The organism is Bacillus sp. Medicinal_06, from assembly GCF_056711665.1.
Genome location: NZ_JBWYHD010000010.1, coordinates 130,289 through 150,836, shown reverse-complemented (window position 1 = coordinate 150,836; position 20,548 = coordinate 130,289). Strand labels below are relative to the sequence as shown.

At 34.8% G+C, this 20,548-nt stretch carries 15 protein-coding genes and 3 pseudogenes; 12 read left to right on the top strand and 6 right to left on the bottom strand.

The window, feature by feature from the left end:
• The first annotated feature begins 129 nt into the window (after window positions 1-129).
• From AC1M36_RS21880 to AC1M36_RS21865, 4 genes and pseudogenes are all read left to right on the top strand, one after another.
• Complete coding sequence (locus tag AC1M36_RS21880) at window positions 130-906, top strand: SDR family NAD(P)-dependent oxidoreductase (protein ID WP_479846187.1); 777 nt, start codon at window positions 130-132, stop codon at window positions 904-906.
• A gap of 30 nt (window positions 907-936) precedes the next feature.
• A complete protein-coding gene (gene gcvPA / locus AC1M36_RS21875; RefSeq protein WP_479846186.1) occupies window positions 937-2,325 on the top strand; it encodes an aminomethyl-transferring glycine dehydrogenase subunit GcvPA in 1,389 nt (462 codons plus the stop codon).
• Between the two features lie 29 nt (window positions 2,326-2,354).
• On the top strand, window positions 2,355-3,926 hold the full coding sequence (gene gcvPB, locus AC1M36_RS21870; protein ID WP_479846185.1) for an aminomethyl-transferring glycine dehydrogenase subunit GcvPB: 1,572 nt from the start codon (window positions 2,355-2,357) through the stop codon (window positions 3,924-3,926).
• Between the two features lie 88 nt (window positions 3,927-4,014).
• Window positions 4,015-4,248, top strand: a pseudogene (locus AC1M36_RS21865) (amino acid permease); the annotation flags it as partial.
• A gap of 109 nt (window positions 4,249-4,357) precedes the next feature.
• Here the strand turns inward: AC1M36_RS21865 and AC1M36_RS21860 are convergent.
• Entirely contained in the window at window positions 4,358-5,557 is a 1,200-nt protein-coding gene (locus AC1M36_RS21860; RefSeq protein ID WP_336454133.1) for a YbfB/YjiJ family MFS transporter, read from the bottom strand.
• A 121-nt stretch (window positions 5,558-5,678) separates the two neighbouring features.
• On the opposite strand from AC1M36_RS21860, the gene AC1M36_RS21855 reads away from it, so the two are divergent.
• Entirely contained in the window at window positions 5,679-6,563 is an 885-nt protein-coding gene (locus tag AC1M36_RS21855) for a LysR family transcriptional regulator (RefSeq protein ID WP_336454134.1), read from the top strand.
• 396 nt (window positions 6,564-6,959) lie between these two features.
• On the opposite strand, the gene AC1M36_RS21850 is transcribed toward AC1M36_RS21855, so the two are convergent.
• Together AC1M36_RS21850 and AC1M36_RS21845 are read right to left on the bottom strand one after the other, a co-directional pair.
• The gene (locus tag AC1M36_RS21850; RefSeq protein ID WP_336454135.1) at window positions 6,960-7,109 is read right to left on the bottom strand and encodes a hypothetical protein; all 150 of its coding nucleotides are present in this window, start codon (window positions 7,107-7,109) and stop codon (window positions 6,960-6,962) included.
• Between the two features lie 45 nt (window positions 7,110-7,154).
• On the bottom strand, window positions 7,155-7,346 hold the full coding sequence (locus AC1M36_RS21845; protein WP_336454136.1) for a hypothetical protein: 192 nt from the start codon (window positions 7,344-7,346) through the stop codon (window positions 7,155-7,157).
• 187 nt (window positions 7,347-7,533) lie between these two features.
• Here AC1M36_RS21845 and AC1M36_RS21840 point away from each other — a divergent pair.
• From AC1M36_RS21840 to AC1M36_RS21830, 3 genes and pseudogenes are all read left to right on the top strand, one after another.
• Window positions 7,534-9,750: pseudogene (locus AC1M36_RS21840) on the top strand (peptidase domain-containing ABC transporter).
• Window positions 9,743-11,055, top strand: a pseudogene (locus AC1M36_RS21835) (hemolysin D). The pseudogenes AC1M36_RS21840 and AC1M36_RS21835 overlap by 8 nt, the downstream one beginning before the upstream one ends.
• A 33-nt stretch (window positions 11,056-11,088) precedes the next feature.
• The gene (locus AC1M36_RS21830) at window positions 11,089-11,574 is read left to right on the top strand and encodes a CPBP family glutamic-type intramembrane protease (RefSeq protein ID WP_479846184.1); all 486 of its coding nucleotides are present in this window, start codon (window positions 11,089-11,091) and stop codon (window positions 11,572-11,574) included.
• A gap of 643 nt (window positions 11,575-12,217) precedes the next feature.
• On the opposite strand, the gene AC1M36_RS21825 is transcribed toward AC1M36_RS21830, so the two are convergent.
• The 3 genes from AC1M36_RS21825 to AC1M36_RS21815 form a co-directional block, all read right to left on the bottom strand.
• Complete coding sequence (locus AC1M36_RS21825) at window positions 12,218-12,382, bottom strand: type II toxin-antitoxin system antitoxin (protein WP_003194620.1); 165 nt, start codon at window positions 12,380-12,382, stop codon at window positions 12,218-12,220.
• 14 nt (window positions 12,383-12,396) lie between these two features.
• Window positions 12,397-13,242, bottom strand: coding sequence for an SPFH domain-containing protein (locus AC1M36_RS21820; protein WP_336454139.1), 846 nt, complete (start codon window positions 13,240-13,242; stop codon window positions 12,397-12,399).
• A 312-nt stretch (window positions 13,243-13,554) separates the two neighbouring features.
• Window positions 13,555-13,935 (bottom strand): YgaP family membrane protein, encoded by a 381-nt coding sequence (locus tag AC1M36_RS21815; RefSeq protein WP_479846195.1) that lies wholly within the window; start codon window positions 13,933-13,935, stop codon window positions 13,555-13,557.
• A gap of 411 nt (window positions 13,936-14,346) precedes the next feature.
• On the opposite strand from AC1M36_RS21815, the gene pcrB reads away from it, so the two are divergent.
• The 4 genes from pcrB to AC1M36_RS21795 are packed head-to-tail and all read left to right on the top strand — an operon-like array spanning window position 14,347 to window position 20,511.
• On the top strand, window positions 14,347-15,036 hold the full coding sequence (pcrB, locus tag AC1M36_RS21810; RefSeq protein ID WP_336454140.1) for a heptaprenylglyceryl phosphate synthase: 690 nt from the start codon (window positions 14,347-14,349) through the stop codon (window positions 15,034-15,036).
• On the top strand, window positions 15,037-17,283 hold the full coding sequence (pcrA, locus tag AC1M36_RS21805) for a DNA helicase PcrA (protein ID WP_479846183.1): 2,247 nt from the start codon (window positions 15,037-15,039) through the stop codon (window positions 17,281-17,283).
• A 14-nt stretch (window positions 17,284-17,297) separates the two neighbouring features.
• Window positions 17,298-19,307, top strand: a complete 2,010-nt coding sequence (gene ligA / locus AC1M36_RS21800; RefSeq protein WP_336454142.1) for an NAD-dependent DNA ligase LigA — start codon at window positions 17,298-17,300, stop codon at window positions 19,305-19,307.
• A gap of 16 nt (window positions 19,308-19,323) precedes the next feature.
• Window positions 19,324-20,511, top strand: coding sequence for a CamS family sex pheromone protein (locus tag AC1M36_RS21795; protein WP_336454143.1), 1,188 nt, complete (start codon window positions 19,324-19,326; stop codon window positions 20,509-20,511).
• Window positions 20,512-20,548 lie beyond the last annotated feature (37 nt).

The following is a 20,548-nucleotide window of genomic DNA, read 5'->3' as shown; positions in this document are numbered from 1 at the left end:
GTCAAATGTTTGTCAAAAATGTCAAATGATTGTGCTAAGGTTGCTTGCTACGATAAGGTTTTTCTATGTAATAAAATTGGCATGATTTTTGCTTAATAAAAGGCAGATGTGAATAAAGGGGGTTTTTTTATGGAAAGAGATTATTTTCAATTAAAGGATAAGGTGGCGGTTGTGACTGGAGCGGCATCAGGAATTGGGTATGCGACCGCAATGATTTTTGCTGAAGTAGGGGCTAAGGTTATTCTTTTAGATATTGATGAAGAAAAGGGTATGCAAGCGGCACAGAGTTTACGAGATGAGGGACAGCGAGCAGAGTTTTTGAAGTGTGATGTAACAAGTGATTTAGATTGTAAGAATATCAGTGAATATATTAAGCGGGTATATGGAAATGTAGATGTGTTGTTTAACAATGCGGGAATTATTAGAAGAAAAACAGTTGTTGAATTAGAGGAAAGGGAATGGGATTCAGTTATTAATGTTTCATTAAAAGGTGTATACCTTTTATCTAAATATATCATTCCAATTATGGCTGAAAAGAAAGGTGGAAGTATTATTAACACTGGTTCCGGATGGGGGCTAAAAGGAGGCGATAAAGCAGCGGCATATTGTGCTGCGAAGGCAGGTGTTGTGAACTTAACGAAGGCGATGGCAATTGATCATGGACCGCAAAATATTCGAGTGAACTGCATATGCCCAGGTGATACAGATACGCAGTTACTACGTGGCGAGGCGAAGCAATTGAATGTAGAAGAGGGAGTGTTTTTGAAAGATTCAGCAATAGATCGACCTTTATCAAGAATTGGTACGCCTCGTGATATTGCAAAAGGTGTTTTATTTTTGGCTAGTGATTTGTCATCTTGGGTGACAGGAACGGAACTCGTTGTTGATGGTGGAGGCTTAGCGTAATTGAATTAAATTTAATAAGGGGGTATTAAGATGACGAAAAAGGTACATCCTTACATTCCAAATATGGTACCTGAAGTAAAGGAAGAGATGTTAAAAGAAATAGGCGTTGAATCCGTGATGGAATTGTACGCTTGCATACCAGATGAACTAAAGTTAAAAGAGGAAATGAATATACCAAAGGCGCTTACAGAATACGAACTACGTCGCCATATTGAAGGGATATTGTGTAAGAATACGAGTACAAATGAATATCTAAATTTTTTAGGAGCAGGTTGTTGGCAACATTTTGTCCCAGCTGTTTGTGATGAAGTGAATCAACGCTCAGAATTTCTAACGGCATATGCTGGAGAACCTTATGAGGATCATGGTAGATTTCAAGCGTTATTTGAATATCAAAGTTTAGTCGCGGAACTTGTTGATATGGATGTTGTAAATGTGCCTACATTTGATTGGGGGCAAGCAGCAGCTACATCAATTCGGATGGCTGCCCGTATAACCAAAAGGACAAAGGTATTAGTAGCACAAACTGTATCACCGGAGAGAATAAAAATTATTCAAAATTATGGGTCTCCGGATCTTGAATTTATTTCTGTTGGTTATGACGATGAAAATGGTCTTCTAGATTTAGAAGATTTAAAGAATAAGGTATCTTCTAATGTAGCAGCGATTTATTTTGAAAATCCTTCCTATTTGGGGTTTATTGAATCACAAGGGATGGAAATTGCGGAAATTGCGAAGCAGTACAATGCGCTAGTAGTGGTTGGTGTTGATCCAATATCCCTTGGAGTACTGGCACCACCGAGTCACTATCAAGCAGATATTGTTTGTGGTGATTTGCAGCCTCTTGGTATGCATATGAACTATAGCGGAGGGCAAGCGGGGTTTATTGCTACAAGAGATGAAGAAAAATTTGTGAATGAATATCCTTCACGTTTATTTGGAATGGTACCAACAGTAAAAGAAGGAGAGTACGGATTTGGAGATGTAGCTTATGACCGGACATCTTTTGCGCTTCGTGAAAAAGGAAAAGAATCAGTGGGTACACAAACAGCGCTATGGGGGATTACAGCAGGGGTTTATTTATCGTTACTTGGACCAAATGGTATGTATGAATTAGGTCAAACCATTATGCAAAATAGTCAATATGCAGTAAAACAATTGAACAAAATCCCTGGGGTGAGAGGCTCAAGATTAAGTTCTCCATTTTTTAAAGAGTTTCTTGTTGATTTTAATGAGACCGGTTTATCAGTAGAAACTATAAATAAGAGATTGTTAGAAAAACAGATATTTGGAGGAAAGGATATTTCGAAAGAGTTTCCTATATTTGGTCAATGCGCTTTATATTGCGTTACAGAAGTCCATACGAAGGAAGATTTGGATTGTTTAATTACTGCTCTTCAAGAAATTGTGGTGAATTAAAATAGATGAATAGAAAGGAGACTAGACTCATGAAAAAAATTAAAGGGGATAGTAAAGTTCGTGACTTTCATCAAGCGAAATGGAATGAACCAATTATTTTTGAACTTCACCAGCGAGGAGAAAGAGGAGTAGAAGTTCCGGTAGCGGATCAAACGATTGTGCAGGAAGTTGGAGATGGAGTTTCAAAGATTCCTCATTCTATGTATAGAAAAGAAAGAGCGAGACTTCCAGAAATCGGTCAAGCGCGTGTGTTAAGGCATTATGTGAGACTTTCGCAAGAGACATTAGGGTCAGATTTTAATGTTGAAATTGGCCAAGGGACTTGTACGATGAAATATATCCCTAAAATTAATGAATTATTAGTACGAAATCCTAAAATAATGGAATTGCATCCTCTTCAAGATGAAAGTACGGTCCAAGGAATGCTGGAGATTATATATAAATTGGATCTTTGCATGAGAGAAATTTCTGGTATGGATCATTTTTCATTTCAACCAAGTGGTGGCACGCAGGCGTTATTCGCTATGGCATCCATTGTCAGAAAATATCATGAATCTCGAGGAGAAGGGGAAAAACGGAATGAAATTATTACAACCATTTTTTCACATCCTTCACAAGCGGCTACAGCAGCTGTTAAAGGTTTTAAAATCATTACGCTTCATCCCGATAAAGATGGATTTCCTGATCTTGAAAAGTTAAAAGCTGTTGTTTCAGAACGAACAGCAGGATTTGTTGTAGCAAACCCTGAAGATACAGGGATTTTTAATTCGAAGATTAAAGAGTTTACACGGGTTGTTCATGAAGCTGGTGGGATTTGTTACTACGACCAAGCAAATGCAAACGGTCTTCTTGGGATTACTCGGGCGAAAGAAGCGGGATTTGATATGTGTTTCTTTAATCTTCACAAAACATTTGCAGCTCCGCATATGTGTGGTGGACCAGCAACGGGTGCACTTGGTGTGAGTAAAAAGTTAAAAGAGTACTTACCGGGACCAATTGTTGAGTGCGATGAGAGAAAATATTATTTAAACCATAAATTGAAACATTCTATTGGGAAAATACGTGCTTTTCATGGGGTGTCACAAACGATTTTAAGGGCTTATGCATGGATTCGTGCGCTTGGACCAGAAGGGCTAAAAGAAGTGGCGACCACGGCTGTGTTAAACAACAATTATATGTATCATAAAGTACAAAAAATTCGTGGTGCAAGTGCTCCTTATGTAAAAGGACAGCGGCTTGAACAAGTTCGTTATAGCTGGGAAGAGATGAACAATGAAACGGGTATTACGACAGAAGATGTTCAAAGAAGAATGACAGATTTCGGCTTACATTATTGGACGAGTCACCATCCATATATTGTTCCTCAGCCGTTTACGTTGGAACCGACTGAGAGCTATTCTAAGGTAGATTTAGATGAGTATATTACGGCACTTGAGCAAATTTCGAGAGAGGCATATGAAAGTCCAGAAATAATTCAAACCGCTCCGCAAAATAGTACGATTCATAAATTAGATGAACAGGATTTTCTAGATGATCCGAAAAAATGGTGTATCACATGGAGAGCTTATCAGAAGAAGGTACAGTTACCAGAGTTGATATAGAGTAGGGGGCAATTAAGAGCTTTCTTGATTGCCTTTTTTATGTTGAAATAGGGATATAAAAATGATTGCGCTTTAAATAATCTGAAAATTTAAGGCGCAATGGTATCCCTTTGGTCCATTGTTTACGTTAATATTATGTATCGTTGTTATTATTGGATAGGGAAGTGAAGTGGTTTCTGGAGGGGAGATTAACTGGTATGGAATGTTTGTATCGTATATTAGTGTGCCAGTGTTTATCGTTCTTTGGTTAGGTTATAAGTTTATTAAAAAGACGAAGGTTGTCCCGTTAAAAGAGTGTGACTTTAGTCGAGATGATTTGTGAAGTAAGGATTAGAAAGTCTTGTGAAAATACACCCGCGGTTAGCGGGGGTATTTTTGTATAAGGGAATTATCTTTAAAAATAGGATAAAGAATATTGTATGTTGAATGTTTCAAGGAGTATTTGTATCTATAGAAGTTCGCTTAGCACAGACATGCTTGCATTTTAGTTCACCTATTAATAATAGTAAAATTGAAATAACTAATGTAAGCGCAGCACCAATGAGTGGAAAAGAGAAGCTCTGTGTTTGTTTCGCGATAACCCCTGTAAAAATTGGCCCAATAATTTGTCCAATACCATAAATTCCAGTTGTATAACCGATAACTTTATTGCTTTCATTTGGTTTGATTCTTTTTGCTTCTGTCGTTGTTAAAATAGTGATACCTACGAATGTAGCTCCGAGAAGAAAAGCACTTAAAAATGCTCCGATTACGTTGGGAATAAGAAGTGGAGATAGAACGCTTATAATTTGTAGACAGTAGGCTGAGATAAGAGCGCGTGTTGTCCCGTACTTTTGAGCAATGTTTGACCAAATATAGCTAGATGGAATAACGGCGATACCAACAATAATCCAGCTGCACGACGCATAAAAGGATGAGAGGGTAATTCTTTCTACAATCGTGACAAGAAAAGTTCCGGTAATGATGTAGCCAAATCCTTCAAATCCATAAGCTAAAATGAGCCAAAATAAATAATTTTTTCTATGAGTCGTATCTATTGTAGTAACTTTTGATTTTTGCACAGTATGTCTAGTATCTTCTTTTAACCATTTCCACACAAAAATAGCTAAACTAAAACTAATAAGACCTAATCCAATCCAAGATCCCTTCCAATACCAAAGCGAGTTGAACAGAGGGGCGAATAATCCAGCAAAAATAATTCCAATTCCAACACCACTATAAATCATCCCACTTAGTACAATCTTATTCCGATGAAATAAATAATCTAGAACAATACTAGAGGCAAGAACGAATACGATAGCACTCGTAAAGCCCCCAATAAGCCGAAGAGGAAACCAAAAGAAAATTTGAGAGGTAAAGCCCATACAAAGGGTCGAAAGGACGTTAAAAAATAAACAATGATGTAACACTTTTTCACGATTTTTTAACGTAATAAATCCAATAAAGAAGGCACCAAGAAGATAGCCGAGATAGTTACTGGAGGCTAAATATCCAGCGAGGTCTTCCTCAATATGAGCTTGCTTTTCCATAAAAGAAATAATGGGTGTGTAAGCGAAACGACTGATGCCCATTACAGCTACTAAGGCAAAGATACCGGATAGAATCATTTTCCATGTCTTTGTTTCTTTCATGTAATCTCCCTTCTTGAAACAGCTTTTAATACATATGATAGGGGAATATACATAGTGCGTAAAATACTGTTTTTTAATATGTAATATCAAAAATAATGATATGAATGAAAGGACGAGAAAAATGAACTTACAAGATTTTGTAGCTTTTTATATGGTAGCGCAAGAGCGAAGTATTTCAAAAGCAGCAGTTCGTCTTAATTTTGTCCAATCGAATATAACAGCTAAAATAAAAAGGCTAGAAACAGAGTATGAAACACAGTTATTTTATCGGCACCGTAATGGGGTCACATTAACGCCTGCAGGAGAAACATTATTGAGATATGCTGAAAAAATGATTCAATTATTAAATGAGTCAAAAAGAGAGATTAAATATACGAAATTATCAGGGGGAATGTTAAAAATCGGAGCAATGGAAACGGCAGCAGCAGTTAGACTGCCAAGTATTCTTTCTAATTATCATACAAAATATCCAGAAGTTGAGATTGCACTTCAAACGAACAGTACGGAAGAATTAACGAAAAAAATACTTTTACATGAGCTAGAAGGAGGATTTGTAGCGAATACCATTGACGATCCGGCGTTAGAAAAGATAGAAGTATTTCAAGAGGAAATGATGTTACTGTCAAAGAGAAAATTTTTACTGGATCATAAATATATGGAAGAGCAGTCATTTATCGTTTTTCAATCTGGCTGTTTTTATAGAAAGGTATTGGAGGAATGGTTATTGTCGGAAGGGATTGTTCCGAGGAAGGTAATGGAGTTAAACTCTTTAGATGGTATTATCGGATGTGTAAAAGCTGGTCTTGGCGTATCCATGCTCCCACGGGAAGTAGCGGAGCAATTTGATTCTCATGGGGAGCTCGTCCGTACACCGTTATTAAATGAAAATAGATTTATTCCAACGTACTTTATTTATCGGAAAGATAGTGTGAAAACAGCGGCATTATGTAAGTTTATTACATTGCTTTATAGCATAGAAGAAAAGAGGAATTGTAAATATTCCTAAAACATATCAAATGATTACCTAATATGAAAAGTAATTGGGATTATATTGCTTCTCATTCTTTTATTTATAAAGTTTGGATAACTTCCTTCGCTGAAGTAGAAAATTAGATAAAATGCGTTATCTCGCACTAACGCGGGCAGTAATACTCCCACCTCAAAATTTGGTGGAAGCAAAGAAGTGAGGTGAGAGCTAATAATTAGTGGGGGATGAAGCCCCCACTGATTAAGGTTTCACTTTATTGGAAAAAGTCGAACTTTTGATAATACTAATTATACGAACAAAAGTCCCTTCAAATCTTCTAAAGGGACTTTTCTAAGTTTCTAGATATATTGAATTCCGATAATGATATTTTATGTTAGTTTCATTTAACAAATGATTAATTGTATTATATGTAATTTATTTAATTTTTGATGCGATCCATTCTCCAAGTTCTTTCCCCCATTTTCGAGGATAATAAGATGCATCAGTTGCTACAAATGTTGTTTTACCACCATTAGTTTTTAGTAATTCTTTTTTTGTTAGTAGAGTATATTTGTTTTTATTCATTGTTATTTCTCCTTATTGTAGGGATTTTTTATATGTTTTTAATTATTACCATTTACCGCCTGGCATGCCATGTTTATATTGCATTTCCATTGATGGTCCTGGACCTTTAGCGTATTCTTTAGTCAATTTCCAAAGTTCTGACCCAATTGTATACATGTCAAAAGGACTTACTCCACCGTTTACTTTTTCAATTTCTTCTTTGTTCATTTCTTGTAATTTTGCTGTGTTTAGTTTCATGATATTTCCTCCTAATTATAATGTGTAGAAAAATGCATCAATTTTTTGAAATTAATAACAATGATAATTATATATCTTAATATATACATTTTTATATTAAATTATGCATATCTTCTTAATTATAAATTTTATAATTATATAATTCATTTATTAAATTTTATATAGAAATAAGAGAGTAGGATATAAATTGAAAAGAAAATTTGTTTGTGTTAAACAACAAGATTTGAAAGATTGTGGGCCAGCTTGTCTTTCAATGGTTTCCCGTTATTATGGTCTTTCTGTAGCTATTTCAAAAATCAGAGAAATTGCTGGAACTGACCTAGAAGGGACAAATGTACAAGGATTAATTGAGTCCGGTGAAAAATTAGGTTTTGAAGTAAAAGGTGTTAAAGCAACTGATTCAGAGGCATTAAATGAAATTCCTTTACCAGCAATTGCACATGTTGTTATGCCAGGGGGACTACTTCATTATGTAGTAGTTTATAAAATAAAAAAGCAAAAAATATATGTGGCAGATCCGGCAGAAGGATTAGTAGTATATTCAAAAGATGATTTTTGTAAAATTTGGACTGGAATATTAGTATTATTAGTTCCTAGTCAAAATTTTCAAAGAGGAAATAAGAATGTAGGAACATTATCGCGTTTTTTAGTATTATTAAAAACACAAAAATCTTTACTTTTCCCTATATTTTTAGCATCTATTTTTTAAAATTTATTTGGATTATTGGGAGCATTTTATTTTAAATTTTTAATAGATGATATTGTAGCTAATCAGTTAATACAGTCACTTCATATTATTTCTATTGGAGTTATTGTATTGTATATTTTTAAAGTTTTACTTTCTTATTTTAGAACACATTTAATTTTATATTTGAGTCGAAGGATTGATGTTCGATTAGTACTTGAATATTATCGCCATGTAATTAATTTACCTATGAATTTTTTTGAGACAAGAAAAGTAGGCGAAATTATTTCTAGATTTATGGATGCTGGTAAAATACGTGATGCTTTATCAAATGTAACTATTACATTAATGATTGATACTGTAATGGTTTTATTAGGAGCAATTTTATTATATGCACATAGTCCAATGTTATTTGGAATTACATTATTTTTAATTCCATTTTATATAGGAATTATATTAGCATTTCATAAACCGTATCGACGTATTAATCGTGAAGAAATGGAAAGTAATGCAAAGCTAACATCGTATTTAGTGGAGTCTTTAAATGGGATTGCAACTGTAAAATCTTATAATGCTGAAAAAGAAGTGTTTTATCAAACAGAAAGTCGTTTTGTTAATTTACTTAGGTATATATTTAAAAAAGGAATGTTATTTAATTTACAGGGTTCTATTAAGACAGGGCTTGATTTGATTGGTGGTACAGTTATTCTTTGGGTGGGTGCTATGCAAGTATTAAAAGGTAATATGACAATAGGCGAATTGATTACATATAATGCACTTTTAACTTATTTTCTAAATCCTATTGAAAATTTAATAGGAATTCAGCCTATAATGCAGTCTGCATTAGTTGCTGGGGAAAGATTAAATGAAATTTTTGATTTGGACGTAGAAAAAGATGAAAAAGAGAATAATAAGGTTTTTCCTAAGCGTTTATCTGGGAAAATTGAGTGTTCAAATATTACATTTCGTTATGGAACACGTAAGAACGTTTTAAATAATATAAGTTTTTCTATTGAACCAGGTAGTCAAGTAGCTTTTGTAGGAGAAAGTGGTTCAGGTAAAACAACAATTTCAAAATTATTAATGTCCTACTATGAATCGCAACAAGGTGAAATATATTATGATGACTATCATATTAAAGAGATAAATCGAACAGCATTGAGAGATCGAATTGCGTATGTATCACAAGAATCTTTTTTCTTTAGTGGATCCATTTATGATAATTTACGGTTTGGACTTAAGAGTCCTATTTCATTAGAAGAAGTTATTCAAGTATGTAAACAGGCTTGTGTTCATGATTTTATTAGTGAGTTACCTCTACGTTATGAAACTCCTTTGGAAGAAAATGCTTCGAATTTATCAGGTGGACAAAGACAACGTTTGGCGATTGCAAGAGCTTTATTAAAAAAACCAGATATTTTAATTTTAGATGAAGCAACAAGTAACTTGGATTCTACGACTGAAAAACATATTACAGATATGTTAAAGGAATTAGGTTTACACGGAATAACAGTAATTATGATTGCTCATCGTTTAAGTACAATTGAACATGCAAATGAAATTTTTGTAATGGAAAAGGGCAATATTATAGAAGAAGGTTCGCATGTAGAATTATTATTTAAAAAAGGTGAATATTATCGTCTTTGGAAGAATCAAACGGTTCATGTAGAGCATATAGAACAACAATTTTATGCAATGAGGGGTGGTCAATATGAGTAAAATCTATTCTTTTGATCAATTAACGGATAGTGTGGAGTTATTAGAAAGAAAACCACCTCGGTTTATTGCTATATTATTATCTTTGCTTTTTTTGAGTTTATTAGGTTTTATAATTTGGGCATATATTGGAAAGTTTGATGTTGTTAGTAAAGGAACTGCAATAATACAAAGTAAAACAGATATAAGCGTATCTAGAACTGGAATAGTAGGTATTGTAGATAATGTTATGGTTAAATCTGGAGATGAGATGAAAAAGGGAGATACTTTAATTCAATTAAAAAATCAAGAGTTAACTAATAGACAAAATCAAACGGATCGAACTGTACAATATTTGGAAGAAAAGAAGGGGATGTTGGAACAATTAAAGCAAAGTATTCAATCTCATCAATCCTCTTTTTCTAATGGGGTAGATATAAAAATTAGGGAAGAATATAAAACATATGAACAGGGATATCAATCTTTGCAAAATGAAAAAGAAAATGAAATAGAAGTAATAGGGAATAGTAAATTATTAGATGAACAAGATGATATTTTACAAGGATTAATTGTAGAAAAAGAAAATATTCAAAGAGAAATAGTATCTATTGGTAAACAAAGAAAGAGAGAAAATTTGTTAGAAGAACAAAAACAATTATTGGATGATAAAGAAGATTCTTTAGAGTCTCAAAAAAGTAGTATTGAAAAGCGAATTGAACAGAGAAAAGGAAGTTTAGAGAATGAAAGAAAAAAGGTTGATATTGTTAGGAAAGGCAAACAAGAACAAAAAAAAGATATTTTAAATCAATATAAAGAAAATGCCGTTATCTCAGTTAATCAACGAGTTCAATCTTTAGAGCAAGAAATATTTGCAAAAAAACAAGATTTGGATGGATTACACAATCAAAATGAAACGACAACTATAAAAGCGAAAAAGGATGGTATTGTACAATTTCCCTCTATTATACAGCAAGGTGATTTGATTGAACCGGGTCAAGAGATAGTTTCAATTATTCCAAGGGAAGATGAAAAAAGGTGAAAATCTTGTTGTCAGCTCAAGATATAAAAGGGATAAAAAAAGGAGATAAAATTCAATATGCATTTAAGTTAAAAAAGACAGATAAACAAATAGGAAAAGTGACATATTTATCGGCACATCCAATTTTTGATAAAGATTCAAAAGCTTATGTATATGAATTAGAAGGGACAATTGATACTAAAGAATTATATGAATTGCATACAGGGATGATAGGTAGAGCTTCTGTAGTGATAGGAGAAGAACCTATATGGAAATTTATATTGAGAAAACTAGATTTGACTTCTAATTAGTAGAATTTGATGAAAACGAGAGGAAATAGGTATATGTTAGCGAAATTAAATAGATTTATGTTTGATTTGCCTATAATTTGGTTTGTATTACTTATAGTATTAGGAACATTTTTAGTTGTTATGCCATTAGATTTATTTTTACCAGCGATAAAACAACATCCGATAAAGGAAGAATCGGTTATTATACAGGTTTTAGTAGGGGGATTTGCGGCACCTGTATATGAAACATTAATTTTTCAGGTATTTTTATTTTGGGTATTAAGTTGTATTCCTCTTATTAAAGATCGTGATTATCTTATCATCTTAATAGCATCAATTATATTTGGATTAAATCATTTAAATGGTATTACTTATATAGTTGCTACAGCAATAATTGGAATTTTATATAACTATGCTTATTGGGTATATCAAAAAAAGAATGAAAAAGTTAAGGTAACAATATCTGCTTTTTGGATTGTCTTTTGGATTCATTTATTACATAACTTTATTGTTGTTATGGTAAATGCTTTAAATAAATAATTAGTTTTATCATATTATTATTATTATTATTATTATTATTATTAGTGAATATTTAAGTAGATGATAGAGGGAAACAGAATAAGGGTGAACTATAAAAAAGGTATTATGATATGTTTATTATGTGTATTTGTTTTTTCATATTAGGTAGTTGTGATTTTTTAGATGGATTTAAAAGTGGATTCAGTTCTAAAACTGAAAAAGTAGAAAAGCAGGAAAAATAATAGAATTTTTATAGGTGTTTTGAAGCCAAAAGATGACTTATTTAACGTCATCTTTTGGTTTTTTCTAATGAAATTAAAAGTAAACTTCTATTCAAAAGTTTACTTTCGAAAAAGGAGAATAATCTCGAATTATTAGATCAATTTTTGATAATTATATAAGTGGAAAGTTTTTCAATCTGTTTCTCGTATCATTTCTGTATTCGTTATTCGTTATAAAACCCGTGTTTCATAATCGGTGTTATATGGATATTACAAAGTTTATCCCGTAAAAGCCCGATTGGTGAGGGTTAATAATCAGTGGGGATGAAGAAAGTCCCCACTGATTAAAGTTTCATGTTATTAGTGATTTCATTTTCAATAATTAGAAAAAGTAACTAAATCTAGTTGCTTTTTTGTGAAGAAGAGAACGACTTAACATAAATTTAAGACTCTTTCTCTTTTTTTAGTTTCCCTTTTTGTTTCGCCATTTCTCGAAGTAAATATTCGATGTGAGCGTTAACACTGCGGAATTCATCATTCGCCCATTTTTCAATGACTGCGTGTAATTCAGGGTCGATACGTAATGGAAAACTTTTCTTTTTAGCCATATTACCTACAACCTTTAATATAGACTTCCTGTATTAATCACTGGCTGTGCGCCTTTATCTGAAACGATGGCAACCAATAAGTTGTTAACCATGTTCGCTTTACGCTCGTCATCTAAATCAAGTATGCCTTCTTCATCTAATTTTTGAATGGAATCTTTGGCCATTTGAACAGCGCCTTCAACAATTTCTTTACGTGCAGCTAATACTGCTTTTGCTTGTTGACGTTGAAGCATTGCATGAGCAATTTCTGTCGCATAAGCTAAATGTGTTAAGCGTGTTTCTAGTACTTCGACACCAGCAATTTCTAATCGTGCTTCTAATTCACGTTTTAATTCCTCAGAGATTTCTTCAGCATTTCCGCGTAGTGTGATGCAAGTATCATCTTGAAAATTATCATACGGATATTTCGTTGCAACGTGACGAATTGCTGTCTCACTTTGAATCTCTACAAATTCATCATAATGTTCGACACCGAAAATTGCTTTTGCTGAATCGACAACTTTATAAACAACAACAGCCGCAATTTCAATCGGATTTCCATCGACATCATTCACCTTTAATTTTTTACTATTAAAGTTTTCTACGCGAAGGGAAACAGTTTGACGAAGTGATAAAGGAATCGTTAAATATAAACCATTTTCACGAATTGTCCCTAAATAATTACCGAAAAATGTAATAACTTTCGCTTGGTTTGGTTGAACAATTCCAATACCAGTAGCAAGAATTGCAGCTAAAATAATGCAAAGTGCGGCTACTATAAATATTTCTTGTACGAGGAAAAATACACCAATACCAGCTAAGAGTAAAATTCCGATAATGCCTAGAAAGCCATTTACATAAAATACTTGTTTTTCTTTCATATGAATCGCCTCCTTCTGATATAAAAATGATATCACTTTTATATCATGAAATGCAAGGGGGAAAAACCTAATTTTCTGAAAAAACAAAAGCTGGTAAAGCCTAAAAATAAGTAAATTTAGAACAAGAGCAAGAATTATTCAAACGCAGGGGAAATAAAGGATAAAAAATAGGCTCTTTTTTATGAAAATATTTTGGGGAAAATAAAATGAATAGGGAACGTTAGTTCTGTTTTGTGGTAAAATAAAGAAGACTTAGCCGCCCACTGCAGCAGCTAAGTCCCTTTAAGAGCATCTTGCATCGTGACAAATGATTCAAAGCGGTTTCGTCAGGATTGCTTCTGCAATCGCTGACTCAATCTCTTTGTCAGAAGCATCATAACTTCCTTGTGACTTTTTGGTGTCAGTACTGGAAGTGTGACTTACTTCTTCTTGTTTAGCATGTCCTTTTTTATTTAAATCCATGCTAGGTATTTTAAAGTCACTCATGTTCATGTATTTTCCCAATTTACATGCTTCCGTAATAGGGCAGAAACGAATAATTCCCTCTGCAACTTTCATTGCACCAATCCACAGCAAAACTTTTGACCAAGTGCACCACGGTTTACGTGTAAGTTTCGCTGTGCTACAACTTAGGACGACCAAACCGATTGTGATTCGGATTAGAGCATTCATTATGCCGATGTTTTGCTTCATCAAAGAAAACACTCCTTCTTCATGAGCTTAGAAATAGAAAACGCTATTTCAGTTGTTATTATTCCGCGTAAGTTTCACGATATGTAATCCAACATTTGACGGTGAAAAAGATGTTGGATTGGGCGTGTGTATAGGTGTCTTTTTTTGTTATAATGTAAGAATGCATAAAAGGATGTTTAAAAAGTCCGGTCAAGATAACCTTCGCATTTCTTCGTTACGTCGCCAGTCCGGTAATCATGTAGTAAAAGCTACATTCCGTGTCCTCCTGGCTTCCGTGCCTCGAACTGCTCGGTTCTCTAGATCCTCCTTTTTAAACGTGTATTGTAAGAGGATGTTTAAAAAGTCCGGTCAAGATAACCGCCTTTTTGAACAAGCACATAAAGGTGATTAGATAAAAGAAAGGGTGTTTTCATGTACGATATTTCACAGTGGAAACATGTATTTAAGCTTGATCCAAATAAGGAATTGAGCGATGAACATTTAGAAATGATTTGTGAATCTGGAACGGACGCAGTGATTGTAGGCGGAAGTGATGGAGTAACGATAGATAATGTATTACATATGCTAGTGAGCATTCGTAGATATGCAGTTCCTTGCGTGTTAGAGGTTTCTGATATTGAAGCAATTACACCAGGGTTTGATTTTTATTACATTCCAAGTGTTTTAAATAGCCGCAAAGTAGAATGGGTAACGGGAATTCACCATGAGGCATTGAAAGAATTTGGGGATATTATGAACTGGGATGAAATTTTCATGGAAGGATATTGTGTTTTAAATCCAGAAGCGAAGGTAGCGCAAATTACAGAAGCAAAATGTGATCTAACAGAAGATGATGTGATTGCATATGCACGTATGGCAGACAAGCTTCTGAACTTGCCGATTTTCTATTTAGAATATAGCGGCACTTACGGAGATATTGACCTTGTTAAAAATGTAAAGGCAGAATTACAACAAGCAAAGCTATATTACGGCGGCGGAATTTCAAGTGCGAAAGAGGCAAAAGAAATGGCGCAGTATGCTGATACAATTGTTGTAGGAAATGTAATTTATGATGATATAAAAGCAGCGTTACAAACAGTAAAAGCTGTAAAAGGAGAGTAGGTGCAGGCACATATGAGTATAACGGATAAATTATTAAATGGTTTAAACCCACAGCAACAAAAAGCAGTGCAAACAACAAATGGACCACTTCTATTAATGGCGGGTGCAGGTAGTGGTAAGACGCGTGTGCTAACACATCGCATCGCATACTTACTTGGCGAAAAAGATGTAGCGCCTTGGAATGTATTAGCAATTACCTTTACAAACAAGGCAGCTCGTGAAATGCGTGAACGTATCGATACGCTTGTTGGCCCGGAAGCAGAAGATATTTGGATTTCTACGTTCCACTCGATGTGTGTACGCATTTTACGCCGTGATATCGACCGTATTGGGATTAATCGAAACTTTACGATTTTAGATGCAAGTGATCAACTTACTGTCGTAAAAAAAATCATGAAAGAGCGAAACATTGATCCGAAGAAATTCGATCCACGTTCTATTTTAGGTGGTATCAGTAATGCGAAAAATGAATTGTTATCAGCTGAAAAATATGCAAAGCAAATTTCAATTGCTGATCCATTTGAAAAATTAACAAGTGATGTATATACAGAGTATCAAAAACGTCTTCTGAAAAATAACTCATTAGACTTTGATGATTTAATTATGACTACAATTCAATTATTTGATCGTATTCCAGAAGTATTGGAATTCTATCAACGTAAATTCCAATATATTCACGTTGATGAGTATCAAGATACGAACAGAGCACAATACATTCTTGTAAATAAATTAGCAGCTCGCTTTAAAAATCTTTGTGTTGTTGGTGATTCTGACCAGTCAATTTACCGTTGGCGTGGGGCGGATATTTCTAACATTTTGTCATTTGAAAAGGACTATGAGAATGCACAGGTTATCTTGTTAGAACAAAATTATCGCTCATCACAAAATATTTTAAATGCAGCCAACGCTGTAATTGAAAACAATTCAAATCGTAAACCGAAAAAATTATGGACGGATAATCAAATCGGAAGTAAGATTTCATATTACCGTGCTGCAACGGAAAAAGATGAAGCATATTTTGTGGCGAAGAAAATTCGCGATGAAATTCAAATGGGAAATCGAAAATATACAGACTTTGCGGTTCTGTATCGTACGAACGCGCAGTCTCGTATGGTCGAGGAGATTTTCTTAAAATCAAATATCCCATACAAAATTGTCGGCGGCATTAAGTTCTATGATCGTAAAGAGATTAAAGATATTTTAGCTTACTTACGTTTAATTGCGAATCCAGATGATGAAATTAGTTTTGCACGTATTATTAACGTGCCAAAACGCGGAATCGGTGCCACTTCTATCGATAAAATCATTAACTATGGCGTGCAAAATGGTATTTCATTAACAGCTGTATTAGATGAAATTGAACATGTTGGGGTAAGTGCAAAAATCACAAAAGCAGTAAAAGAATTTGCAAGTCTACTACACAACTGGGTAAACATGCAAGAATATTTATCCGTTACGGAACTAGTAGAAGAAGTGATTGAGAAGACAGGTTACCGTGATATGTTAAAGAATGAACGTTCTTTAGAAGCTGAAGGACGACTTGAAAACTTAGATGAGTTCTTATCTGTTACGCAAACATTTGAATCACAAAGTGAAGATAAGAGTCTTGTTGCTTTCTTAACAGATTTAGCGCTTGTTGCGGATATTGATCGTGTGGATGAAGATCCAACTGCAGGTGAAGAAGTTATTTTAATGACGATGCACTCGGCAAAAGGACTGGAATTCCCGGTTGTCTTTATTATTGGTTTAGAGGAGGGAGTCTTCCCGCATACTCGTTCTCTTATGGAAGAGGATGAAATGCAAGAAGAACGCCGCTTAGCCTATGTAGGGATCACTCGCGCGGAAGAAGAGTTATACTTATCGAACGCCCAAATGCGTACTTTATTTGGTAGAACAAATATGAATGCAGCATCTCGATTTATTTCAGAAATTCCTACAGAATTACTAGAATCATTAAATGAAACAGCTCCAAAGCGTGAAACATTTAGTGCAAAAGGAAGAACAACCGGGGCCGGGGCGACGACAACACGTTCTCGTTCTGCATTTGTGCGGCCGGCAGTGAAAACGACAGGCGGAGAGCAAATTGGCTGGGCTGTAGGCGATAAAGCGTCCCATCAAAAATGGGGAGTCGGAACAGTTGTAAGTGTGAAAGGTGAAGGTGACGCAAAAGAATTAGATATTGCTTTCCCGAGTCCGATTGGAATTAAACGTTTATTAGCGAAATTTGCACCTGTAACGAAACAATAGAGAGGAGTGAGGATATGTCAAAGGAAGCAATAAAGCAGCGTATAGAAGAGCTTCGTCATATGCTCAATGCATTTAATTATCAATATCACGTATTAGACAATCCTTCTGTTTCTGATGCGGAATATGATCGCGATATGCAGGAGCTTATAAAATTAGAAACAGAGAACCCAGAATTTTTAACAGAAGACTCTCCCACTGTTCGAGTTGGGGGAGCAGTGCTTGATATATTTGAAAAAGTAACGCATAAATCACCGATGCTAAGTTTAGGAAATGCCTTTAATGAGGGAGATTTACGTGATTTTGATCGCAGAGTACGTCAAGGAATTGATGGTTCAAATGTAAGATATATATGCGAACTAAAAATTGACGGTCTTGCTGTTTCCCTTCATTATGAAAAAGGACGCTTCGTTCAAGGGGCAACACGTGGTGATGGCGTAACTGGTGAAGATATTACGCAAAATTTAAAAACAATTAAAGCGATCCCTCTTCGTTTAAAAGAAGAAGTAACGTTAGAAGCGCGCGGTGAGGCATATATGCCAAAGCGTTCATTTGTGAAATTGAATGAAGAAAAAGAACAAAATGGTGAAGCAGTTTTTGCAAATCCACGTAATGCAGCAGCGGGATCACTTCGTCAGTTAGATCCGAAAGTTGCTGCGAAACGCAATTTGTCTATGTTTGTGTACGGTCTTGCTGATGTAGAAGAAAAAACGATTGCCTCACATAGCGAGTCACTAAACTTTTTAGGTGAGCTTGGATTTAAAACAAATCCAAATCGCCGCACATGTGAAACGATTGAAGACGTAATCGCTTATGTAGAAGAATGGCAGGAAAAGCGTCCGGACCTGGATTATGAGATCGATGGAATTGTAATTAAAGTAGACGATGTGACGCTGCAAGAGAGTTTAGGAACAACAGCAAAGAGCCCGCGCTGGGCGATTGCTTATAAGTTTCCAGCAGAAGAAGTTGTAACGAGATTAATAGGGATTGAACTAAGTGTGGGACGTACTGGTGTTGTAACACCAACTGCGGAACTAGAGCCTGTTCGAGTGGCAGGAACAATTGTCCGCCGTGCATCTCTACATAACGAGGATTTAATTCGTGAAAAAGACATTCGAATTGGTGACTATGTTGTTGTGAAAAAAGCTGGAGACATTATTCCAGAAGTGGTTAACGTGATTTTCGATAAACGTACTGGTGAGGAAGAAGAGTATCATATGCCAACGCATTGTCCGACTTGTGACAGTGAACTTGTTCGTTTAGAAGAAGAGGTAGCTCTTCGTTGCATTAATCCAACATGTCCAGCGCAGATTCGTGAAGGATTAATTCATTTTGTTTCAAGAAATGCAATGAACATTGATGGACTCGGAGAGCGTGTTATTACACAGCTCTTTGAAGCAGATTATATTCGAACATTTGCCGATTTATATCCATTAACGCAGGAGCAATTGTTACAATTAGAGCGTTTTGGTGAGAAATCCGCTTCTAAATTAGTACAAGCAATTGAAGCTTCTAAGGAAAACTCGCTAGAGCGTCTATTATTTGGGCTCGGCATTCGTCATGTCGGAGCAAAAGCGGCTCGCACGTTAGCTGAGCATTTTGAAACAATGGACCACCTTGTAAAAGCAACAGAAGAAGAGTTAAAAGAGATTAATGAAATTGGCGAGAAAATGGCTCAATCAATTGTAACGTACTTCGATAATGAAGACGTGTTAGAATTATTACAGCAATTTAAAGAGTACGGCGTTAACATGACATATAAGGGTATAAAACGTGCGGATTTACAACATGTTGAATCTTATTTCGCTGGAAAAACAATTGTCCTAACAGGAAAACTAGAAGTTATGGGGCGCACTGAAGCGAAGAAAAAGATTGAAGAGCTAGGTGGAAAAGTAACAGGTAGTGTAAGTAAAAGTACTGATTTAGTCGTTGCTGGTGAAGCAGCAGGATCAAAATTAGCACAAGCAGAGAAGCATAATATTGAGGTTTGGAATGAAGAGAGGTTCTTACAAGAGCTGAATAAGTAAGAGGTGCAAACTTACCATGAAAAAAATAGCATTAGCGGTATTAAGTCTTGGGCTACTTGTAAGCGGATGTAGCACAGATACGAAAAAAGAAGAAAAAGTTGTTGAGAAATCGGGAAAATCAAAAGAACAAGCAATTGTTCCGAAGTATTCTATTTCTGATGAGTATTATAAAACAACAGTCCCATTTGATCCAGGTTCTGCGCGTGGCTTAGTTGTACAAGGACTAAATAGCCGTCTGGATATTGATGAATTTGAAACAGGATTAATGCGTATTGCAAAGGAATCTTTTAGTACAAAGGATTATTTATTCCAGGGTGGCAAATATTTAGAAAAAGACACGGTACAAATGCTTGTAAAGAGAAAGCGTACCGATGCGGAACAAAAAGAGTTAGAGGATAAGCTGAAAAAAGATGCAGCGAAATTTCCTAATATTGGACTGAATCCGGCGTTAGAAGCAGGATCGGAATCATTAGAGGTTCGAAATAAAAAAACACCAGTATATCTTTCGAATATTTTAGAGCATGATTATTATAAAAGAAATGGCGATCAAGTTGAATTGGGTGGCATTGTAATTGGCCTTGCAATGAACTCTGTTCATTATTTTACTGAAGAACATGGATATCCACGTGAAGCTGAAATTAGTGAACAAGAGATGTTAGAAAAGGCTAAGCCAATGGCACAAGAGATTTTGAAAGTGTTACACAAAAATCAAGATACGAAAAATGTTCCAATTACATTTGCAATTTATCGTCAAGGACCAAAATCGACACTCGTACCAGGGAAATTTGTATCTTACGCTCAAGTGGATAAAGGTAGTGAAAGTATAGGGGATTGGAAAGCAATTAATGAAAAATATTACTTGTTCCCTTCTGAATCAGCTAAAACGGATGTGCGTGAAGATTACACAAATGTAGAAAACTTTAAAGCGAAATTGAGTGATTATTTTAAAGGTGATTATACAGCTGTTATTGGTAGAGGATTTTATAAAGATGATCAATTGAAAGAAATGAAGGTTGAAATTCCAGTTCAGTTTAATGGGAAAGCAGAAGTAATTGGATTTACACAGTATGTTGCGGGACTTGTTATGCAATACTTCCCGAATTATATTAAAGTACAGGTGACAATTAAATCTGTTGAACGACCAGAAGCGATTATTATTCGTGATGCGAAGCAAGATGAACCATTTGTGAAAATTTTAGATTAAGAAAAAGCGGTTCCTATATGGAACAGCTTTTTTTTTG

Coding starts and splice junctions, on each gene's coding strand:
- AC1M36_RS21880 (WP_479846187.1), top strand. CDS start 130: ATGGAAAGAGATTATTTTCAATTAAAGGATAAGGTGGCGGTTGTGACT.
- AC1M36_RS21850 (WP_336454135.1), bottom strand. CDS start 7,109: ATGAATAAAAACAAATATACTCTACTAACAAAAAAAGAATTACTAAAA.
- AC1M36_RS21855 (WP_336454134.1), top strand. CDS start 5,679: ATGAACTTACAAGATTTTGTAGCTTTTTATATGGTAGCGCAAGAGCGA.
- AC1M36_RS21795 (WP_336454143.1), top strand. CDS start 19,324: ATGAAAAAAATAGCATTAGCGGTATTAAGTCTTGGGCTACTTGTAAGC.
- gcvPA (WP_479846186.1), top strand. CDS start 937: ATGACGAAAAAGGTACATCCTTACATTCCAAATATGGTACCTGAAGTA.
- ligA (WP_336454142.1), top strand. CDS start 17,298: ATGTCAAAGGAAGCAATAAAGCAGCGTATAGAAGAGCTTCGTCATATG.
- AC1M36_RS21860 (WP_336454133.1), bottom strand. CDS start 5,557: ATGAAAGAAACAAAGACATGGAAAATGATTCTATCCGGTATCTTTGCC.
- AC1M36_RS21815 (WP_479846195.1), bottom strand. CDS start 13,935: ATGAAGCAAAACATCGGCATAATGAATGCTCTAATCCGAATCACAATC.
- AC1M36_RS21845 (WP_336454136.1), bottom strand. CDS start 7,346: ATGAAACTAAACACAGCAAAATTACAAGAAATGAACAAAGAAGAAATT.
- AC1M36_RS21820 (WP_336454139.1), bottom strand. CDS start 13,242: ATGAAAGAAAAACAAGTATTTTATGTAAATGGCTTTCTAGGCATTATC.
- AC1M36_RS21825 (WP_003194620.1), bottom strand. CDS start 12,382: ATGGCTAAAAAGAAAAGTTTTCCATTACGTATCGACCCTGAATTACAC.
- pcrB (WP_336454140.1), top strand. CDS start 14,347: ATGTACGATATTTCACAGTGGAAACATGTATTTAAGCTTGATCCAAAT.
- gcvPB (WP_479846185.1), top strand. CDS start 2,355: ATGAAAAAAATTAAAGGGGATAGTAAAGTTCGTGACTTTCATCAAGCG.
- AC1M36_RS21830 (WP_479846184.1), top strand. CDS start 11,089: ATGTTAGCGAAATTAAATAGATTTATGTTTGATTTGCCTATAATTTGG.